6 protein-coding genes and 1 pseudogene are annotated in these 7491 nt (G+C 38.9%); 4 read left to right on the forward strand and 3 right to left on the reverse strand.

All coding sequences use genetic code 11. From position 1 onward, the window contains the following. Positions 1 to 929: FKBP-type peptidyl-prolyl cis-trans isomerase (locus B3P17_RS11855; protein ID WP_291105607.1), on the reverse strand; the 929-nt coding region annotated here is incomplete at its 3' end. 16 nt (positions 930 to 945) lie between these two features. Beyond that, positions 946 to 1533, reverse strand: coding sequence for an FKBP-type peptidyl-prolyl cis-trans isomerase (locus B3P17_RS11860; protein WP_252639247.1), 588 nt, complete (start codon positions 1531 to 1533; stop codon positions 946 to 948). Between the two features lie 171 nt (positions 1534 to 1704). Here B3P17_RS11860 and B3P17_RS11865 point away from each other — a divergent pair, with 171 nt between their 5' ends. The 4 genes from B3P17_RS11865 to B3P17_RS11880 all read left to right on the forward strand — a co-directional run bounded on the left by B3P17_RS11865 (position 1705) and on the right by B3P17_RS11880 (position 5686). Then, entirely contained in the window at positions 1705 to 2400 is a 696-nt protein-coding gene (locus B3P17_RS11865; RefSeq protein ID WP_252639245.1) for an SIR2 family NAD-dependent protein deacylase, read from the forward strand. Position 2401: 1 nt separating this feature from the next. Beyond that, on the forward strand, positions 2402 to 3499 hold the full coding sequence (locus tag B3P17_RS11870) for a carbohydrate-binding family 9-like protein (protein ID WP_252639244.1): 1098 nt from the start codon (positions 2402 to 2404) through the stop codon (positions 3497 to 3499). Positions 3500 to 3513: 14 nt separating this feature from the next. Beyond that, a complete protein-coding gene (locus B3P17_RS11875; RefSeq protein WP_252639242.1) occupies positions 3514 to 4593 on the forward strand; it encodes a family 10 glycosylhydrolase in 1080 nt (359 codons plus the stop codon). A 901-nt stretch (positions 4594 to 5494) separates the two neighbouring features. Next, positions 5495 to 5686: a hypothetical protein gene (locus B3P17_RS11880; RefSeq protein ID WP_291105612.1), complete on the forward strand. Its 192-nt coding sequence runs from the start codon at positions 5495 to 5497 to the stop codon at positions 5684 to 5686. A gap of 65 nt (positions 5687 to 5751) precedes the next feature. Here B3P17_RS11880 and B3P17_RS11885 read toward each other — a convergent pair. Beyond that, positions 5752 to 7169 (reverse strand): annotated as a pseudogene (locus tag B3P17_RS11885) (aminoacyl-histidine dipeptidase). Positions 7170 to 7491 lie beyond the last annotated feature (322 nt).

Genomic DNA, 7491 nt, shown 5'->3' on the forward strand with positions numbered 1-7491 from the left:
GCAAGATCGTAAGGGATATAAAGAATCCATTTTGATCCTACAGGCATCAACTGTAAAGCTTCAGTCCATCCTTTGATAACGCGGTTAGCGTTGAATGTGATTGGCTCTTTACCTTCGTTGCTGTCAAATACAGTACCGTCTAGAAGTGTACCTTTGTAGTTCACTTTTACCATATCTGCTGCAGCTGGTTTAGCTCCTGTTCCTTCTTTTACAACTTTGTATTGCAATCCGCTAGGTAGAGCAACAACACCTTCTTTTGTTTTGTTTTCGGCAAGGAATTTTTCTCCTTCAGCAATTACTCCTGCATTTGCTTTCTTCAATTCTTCTTCTTCTCTTGCTTGAGCTTTAGCCTGAGCTTCTTGCATTTTTGTATTGAATACTGTAGATGGATCAGCAACTGCAAATTTGCCTTGTTTCATAGCTGTAGCCATTGCAGCAAGGAATGCATCGCTGTTTAGTTTTTCTTTCGAATTAGGACCATATATTTGTTGTATGATACCAGGCATCATTTGTTTTGATATCTGACCTCCAACTGATACTCCGGCCATATAAGCAGCTTTTGATTCAGGTGCATTTAACGATTCTTTTAGTCCGTTTAAGAACTCAGAGATGTTTCTTGCGTTTGATTTTACTACAGAATCCATTTTAGCTTTCATCTCTTTTTCCAATGCTGTTTTTTTCTGAGCATCAGTTTCTGCACTTATTTTGCTAAGATATCCGGCTTTGATGCTTGTAGTATCGCCTATTATACCTAGTTGTTGTAGATGCATAGACAATCCTTGCTCGTAAAGGCTAGCACCAAAAGCGTAAGAAATAGTATCGAGATCGGTCTTTAATGGAACGTTTGTAGAAACATTTCCACCACAAGATGTAAATAATGCTCCGAAAGCTACAATAGCCGAAAGAGCCACAACTTGAATTTTTTTCATTTTTTAAACTGAATTATTATTTGACAATATCTAAAATTTCCACTTCGAAAATTAAAGTTGAATTCGGTTCGATCGATTGCCCTGCTCCTGCTTTGCCATAAGCAAGATCAGAAGGGATAAATAATTTCCATTTCGAACCTACAGGCATTAATTGAAGGGCTTCTACCCATCCCGGTATTACCTGATTAACACCAAATGTGGCAGGCTGTCCGCGTTTTACAGAACTATCGAATACTGTGCCATCGATAAGCGTACCGTGATAGTGGCACTTAACCTGATCTGTAAGAGCCGGTTTAGGGCCATCACCTTTTTTAAGTATTTCGTATTGTAGTCCACTAGGAAGTGTTACTACACCTGCTTTGTTTTTGTTGATAGATAGAAATTCTTCACCTGCTTTGAGGTTGATATTCAATTTCTCGTCTTGTAATTTGGTGAAATAGTCGTTAATCACTTGTTTAGCTTCTTCATAATCCATGTCAGAGTCTCCTCCGTTGATTACATCCTTCATTCCTTTAAGGAAAGAGTCGAAATCAACTTTATTGATACCTGAGCTAAGAAAATTATTTCCGATGCTTAAACCTAGAGCGTAACTAATTTTATCCATATTCTTTTCGTTTTATATCAGTCTCGTATGTCAAAGAAGTATTATTTCATGATATGACTGAATGTTTATTTAAATTTGCCAACAAAAGTAATTCTTTTCATGGGACTTTAATAAAAATTACCCCTGAAAAAACTATATTTGTATATGCTACTTACATTTTTTTAATAGTTTATGAGACATATTGTTGTATTAACCGGTGCAGGGATGAGTGCAGAGAGTGGTATTGCCACTTTTAGAGACTCCGGCGGACTGTGGGAGCAATACTCTATCGAAGATGTTGCCACTCCTGAAGGATTCAGCCGAAACCCTCAACTGGTGCTTGATTTTTATAATGCCCGCCGCAAGGCTGCTTTTGAGGCTAAGCCCAATAAAGGACATGTAGGATTAGTGGAGATGGAAAAAGAATATAAAGTTTCCATTATAACACAAAATGTGGATGAACTGCATGAGAGAGCAGGCAGCACAAATGTTTTACATCTTCATGGGGAGTTGAGTAAAGTGCGTTCGACGGTTGATCCATCGTTGATTTATACCTTGACTCCTGATAATTGTGAGATTCACCTTGGAGACAAGTGTGAAAAAGGTTCGCAGCTTCGTCCTCACATTGTTTGGTTTGGAGAGGCTGTGCCCATGATAGAAAAAGCAATGAAAATTGTGCAAACGGCCGATATTTTTGTCGTGATAGGTACATCGATGAACGTATATCCTGCCGCTGGCTTGCTTAATTATGTGCATGCGGGTGTGCCTGTCTATCTGATCGACCCGAAAGAAGTGAATGTACATCAGCCCGGAATACACTTTATAAAGAAGGGTGCTTCTGAGGGGGTGGCTGAACTTCGTGATATCCTTAAATTTCAAAATCAGTAAAATGAATTATATAAAATTATTTTGTTCTATTTCTTTTCTTCTTGTTTTTAATTTTTGTTATGCCCAGAACCACTTTAAGGGATATGAAAACCTATTTACTATTCCGGCAAACTACGTAGTACCTTATGCATCTAAAGCACCGACAATTGATGGCGATATTAATGATCAAGTGTGGCTGAATGCCGTTTGGTCTGATCATTTTCAAGATATAGAGGGCGATGCCAAGCCTAAACCATATTATGATACCCGTGTAAAAATGCTTTGGGACGAATCATATCTTTATATAGCGGCTGAGTTAAAAGATCCGCATGTATGGGCTACCTTGACCAAGCGCGATGAGATTGTGTTTTTTGATAATGATTTCGAAGTGTTTATAGATCCATTAAACACTGCCCACAACTACTTTGAAATAGAGATAAATGCATATAATAATATTTTCGACTTGTTTATGCCCAAACCTTATCGGAGTGGCGGTTCAGCGCTCTTTAGTTGGGATACTCAGGGGATGCAGCATGCCGTAAAAGTACAGGGTACTATCAATAAGGCAGACGATACAGATACCGGTTGGGCGGTAGAGATGGCGATTCCTTTCAGGGCTCTTACCTTGGGGAATGCAATAAATGTTCCTAAAGATAAAGACGTATGGCGTATTAACTTCTCGAGAGTGCAATGGGAAACAGATATTGTAAATGATAAGTATGTGAAAAGAAAAGATAGTGCAGGGAAGGTATTACCTGAAAATAACTGGGTATGGTCTCCTCAAGGTGTTGTCGATATGCATAGACCTGAAAGATGGGGCTATTTATTCTTTTCGAAAAACAAAGCAGGGGAAAAACAACCTCAGTTTGTATTGCCATATACTGAAAAGCAAAAACAATATTTATGGCTTGTGTACTATAAGCAGCAAGACTATAGGCGTGCGCATCAGCGTTACGCAACTAACTTTACAGAGCTAAAAATGGATAAGTCGGAATTCGATATTGATAATAAAAGAAACAAACTCGAACTGTCTTCTACCGGCAGGAGATTCGAAGTTTCTATCAAAGATGCCTCGGGTAAGAAGATTTATCTTAATGAAGAAGGATTGATAACTAAATGAAAAATAAAAAAACTATGCGAAACCATTTTAAAATTTACTGGTTGACCTTATTACTATTGCCTTTTTTGTTCTCGAATTGTACAAGCAATATTGGTAATAAGCAGGCAGAAAATACTTACAAACATTGGGTGTGGATTAACCCTCAGGATTCTGATACGGAAGAGGAACTGGCTGTGAGGTATAAAAAATATCATGATGCGGGTATTGCAGGCATTTTCTTCGAAGCCGATAGTGAGAAGCATTATAGGGCGGCAAAAGCTCAGGGATTGGAAGCTCACCGTTGGATGTGGATAATGAATAGGGGAGATGCATTGAAGACTCACCCTGAATGGGCAGCTGTAAACAGAAAGGGCGAATCGTGTGCCGATCATCCGCCGTATGTAGATTATTACAGATGGATGTGTCCTTCTCGTCCCGAGGTTGCGGAGTTTCTGACCAAAGAAGTAGAGAATGCATTGTCTAAAGATTATGTTGATGGCATCCACATGGATTATGTTCGCTTCAGTGATGTGATATTGGCGGTTAATCTGTGGGACGTTTATGGTATTGTTCAAACACAAGAATTGCCCGAATACGATTTTTGCTATTGCGATGTATGTAAGGCTAAGTTTAAAGAAAAATATCATAAAGACATAGACAGTATTCAGTATCCTCAGGAAAACCTCTCGTGGAAATCTTTCAGATACGATGCTGTAACGGCAATTGTGAATAAGATTGGAGATGTGGCAAAAGCCCATCATAAGCCGCTTACTGCTGCCGTGTTTCCGACTCCCGACGTAGCCAAGCGTTTGGTAAGACAGGATTGGACAAACTGGCCTTTGGATGCTGTTTATCCGATGATCTATCATGGTTTCTATAAAGAAGATGTACCATGGATCGGTGATGCCGTTAAGCAGGGATTGAGAGGTATAGACGGTCGTTTCCCTCTCTATGCGGGATTGTATATACCCGACTTTAAGAATAATGAAGAGATCGAAGCCGGGATAAAATATGCTTTGGAAAACGGAGCTTCGGGCATTTCTATTTTCGGAAATGTTTCTGACGAAATATTGGCTATATTGTCTAAGTATAAGCAGAAGCCCGAGAAAAAGTGAAAGGCTTCAAATAACGAAAATATAAAATAAAAGCTATAGAGAGTAAGGCGTATTGTCTTGCTCTCTTTTCTTTTATAAATTGCCTATAATGAATTATATTGTATATCTTTATGCGTCATTATTATTGTAATTAATAATGGCGGATATAAACTTAACAAAACTATTAACGTAATGAAAAAACTACTATTTTTTCTATGCGCAACTATTCTGTTTGCGTCTTGCAGCAATGATTCGGAACAAGTGCCCACAACAAGCAAAACGTATAAGGTTACGTTTGATGTATCTAACTTTAGTGTAGATGTTAAATCATTGAAAGCTGACACCTATAACAATCAACTCTTTTATATCATTTACGAGAAAGAGAGTGGCAAAGGAGTGAAAGGGTGGAAGTTTAAAGAAATGGTTGGGCAGCTAACGGAGGAACTCCCTGAAGGTAACTATTATATTGCTTTTATCTCTTATCCGACCGGAGGTATGAGCTCACTTCCAACAGAAGGAGCAATTGATGTAAAGGATAATAATTTCTATACTGACTATTTTGAGAATCCTCCTACATGGATAATGGGAAATATGGGTAGTAGATATATATACTACGAAAAGGTTAATTTCTCGGTAGCTGCGAATAACCCGGATGTGCCAATACAGGTAACCTTACAGCCGATGTGGTCTGAGGTGACCGTTGAAGTGACCGATGCCAATACATGTTCTTTGCCCGAAGGTACAACTACAATTGGCTGTGTGATTACTCCTTTTTATTCCGGAATATCCATAGCCGAAGGCATTCCTACTCGTAGCTCAGAAGTATCTTGGGGATGGGGTGACCTATGTAATACGAATATTGATAAATTTAGAGAACGCAAAATNNACAGATAGGCATGCAACAGCAGGTAAAGATGTTACTGTGAAGCTGGTATTTGTAAGACAGATTGCTACCGGCGATACTGTTCTAGGCGAAAAGGAGATATACAAAGGAAATATCGAAGGTGGTAAACGTATAACTTTCAGAGGAGCATTAGGCAAGGCTGCAACGTCTGCAACCTTTAAAGTGTCTTTAGCAGACCTGACGGATGGAGGAATAATCCCTTTCGATTGATATATAAACGATAGATTAGAAAAGTAAAACGGCGGGTATTTTAAAATTTCCCGCCGTTTCTTCTTTTATTTTATGTTCTCTAGGGTTTTAACCAGATAATTATAGAATTTGCTTACTGTATCTATTTCTACAAACTCATCAGGAGAGTGTGCGTTTAAGATAGTAGGGCCAAACGATACAATGTCTAAACCCGGTGTGCTACCCAAAATGATACCACATTCTAATCCTGCATGTACCACTACTACATGGGCATCTTCGTTATACATATCTTTGTATAATTTAGCCATCATATTTAGCGTATCCGATTGAGCATTCGGCTGCCATCCCGGATAACCATTTTCGATGGATACCTTTGCACCTGCAAGGGCGAATACACTTTCGAGGCTTGAGCAAATTTCATCTTTGCGTGTTTCGGAAGAGCTACGAGCCAGCATTTTCGCCGAAATACGACCTGCTTCAGATTTAACAGAGGCTAAGTTTGTAGAAGTTTCTACAATGCCTTCAAAGTCGGTTAGCATGCTGATTACTCCATTTTGGCAACCAATAACAGCATTGATGACACTGTCTTGTATTTCCTCTGGGATAAGCGTTTTAGGTAGATCTGTTTTTGCTGCTTTGAATGAAAGGTTTGCCTCTACAGCTTTATATTCTTCTTTAAATATCTTTTCGTACTCTTTTACCAGTTTTAGGAAGTCTTTCTCATCTTCTTCGGGTAGAGTAACGATAGCTACAGCTTCACGAGGGATCGCATTCCTTAATGAACCGCCATCGATGGCAGACAAACGCACCTCGTAATTGCTTACTGCTTCTTTGAGGAAGTAAAACATAAGCTTGTTGGCATTTGCTCTTCCCATGTGTATTTCAGTTCCCGAGTGACCTCCTCTAAGGCCTGTAAGCGATATTTTATAAGCAATATCACCTGCTGGTACTTCTGCATCTTTAAATTCCCAGTCGGCATTAACGTCTGCACCTCCGGCGCAACCTACGCATAGCTCGCCGATCTCTTCGGTATCCAGATTCAGCAATACGTTTCCTNNCCTACCTCTTCGTCTACTGTAAACAAGGCTTCTATTTTTCCATGTTTCAGTGTCGTGTCTTCGAGGACAGCCATCATGGCGGCAGCTCCGATTCCGTTGTCTGCACCCAATGTGGTAGACTTGGCCTTTACTCGGCTGCCATCTATTTGGGTTTCTATAGGGTCTTTTGTGAAGTCATGCTTTACATTCGAGTTCTTCTGAGGAACCATATCCAAGTGCGACTGAAGTATCACTACCGGAGCTTTTTCCATTCCTTTGGTAGCAGGCTTGGTGATAACAATGTTGCCTGTTTTGTCTTGTTTTACTTCTAGTCCCAGTGATTTACCGAAATCGATGACAAATTTTGTCACCTCCTTCATCTGTCCTGTAGGGCGAGGAATCTGGGTCAGGTCGTAGAAGTGTTTCCACAACTGTTGCGGTTTTAGTTTAAGTATTTCTTTAGACATAATATGTTATGTTTTAAAATTACGAATAGTAACAAAGATAAGAATTTTCGATGAAGTCTTTTACATATATAATGAAAAGAGTAGACGGTAAACTCTTTTTTATAACTTTTTGTTATTCTTATTCTTTTCGTGCTTTTTTATTCAAAAGGTGACAAAAGTGACACTTTTCGATATGTATTTTATTGTTACTTTTTTATTCTTTAATAGCTGAGGTTTGCTTCTCTATGGAACGAAAGTACAAAGCTCTTATATTATTAGATAAATCTAAAATATAAAAGTGTAGATGTGGAAATGATGAAAGAATTATTTCTTTTGCTTTTTC

Source organism: Dysgonomonas sp. UBA7630 (assembly GCF_002483985.1).
In the GTDB taxonomy this organism is placed as follows: Bacteria; Bacteroidota; Bacteroidia; order Bacteroidales; family Dysgonomonadaceae; genus Dysgonomonas.

What these genes read in the sequence shown, in the direction of transcription:
- B3P17_RS11860 (WP_252639247.1), bottom strand. Translation starts at nt 1,533, where the DNA reads ATGGATAAAATTAGTTACGCTCTAGGTTTAAGCATCGGAAATAATTTT.
- B3P17_RS11865 (WP_252639245.1), top strand. Translation starts at nt 1,705, where the DNA reads ATGAGACATATTGTTGTATTAACCGGTGCAGGGATGAGTGCAGAGAGT.
- B3P17_RS11870 (WP_252639244.1), top strand. Translation starts at nt 2,402, where the DNA reads ATGAATTATATAAAATTATTTTGTTCTATTTCTTTTCTTCTTGTTTTT.
- B3P17_RS11875 (WP_252639242.1), top strand. Translation starts at nt 3,514, where the DNA reads ATGCGAAACCATTTTAAAATTTACTGGTTGACCTTATTACTATTGCCT.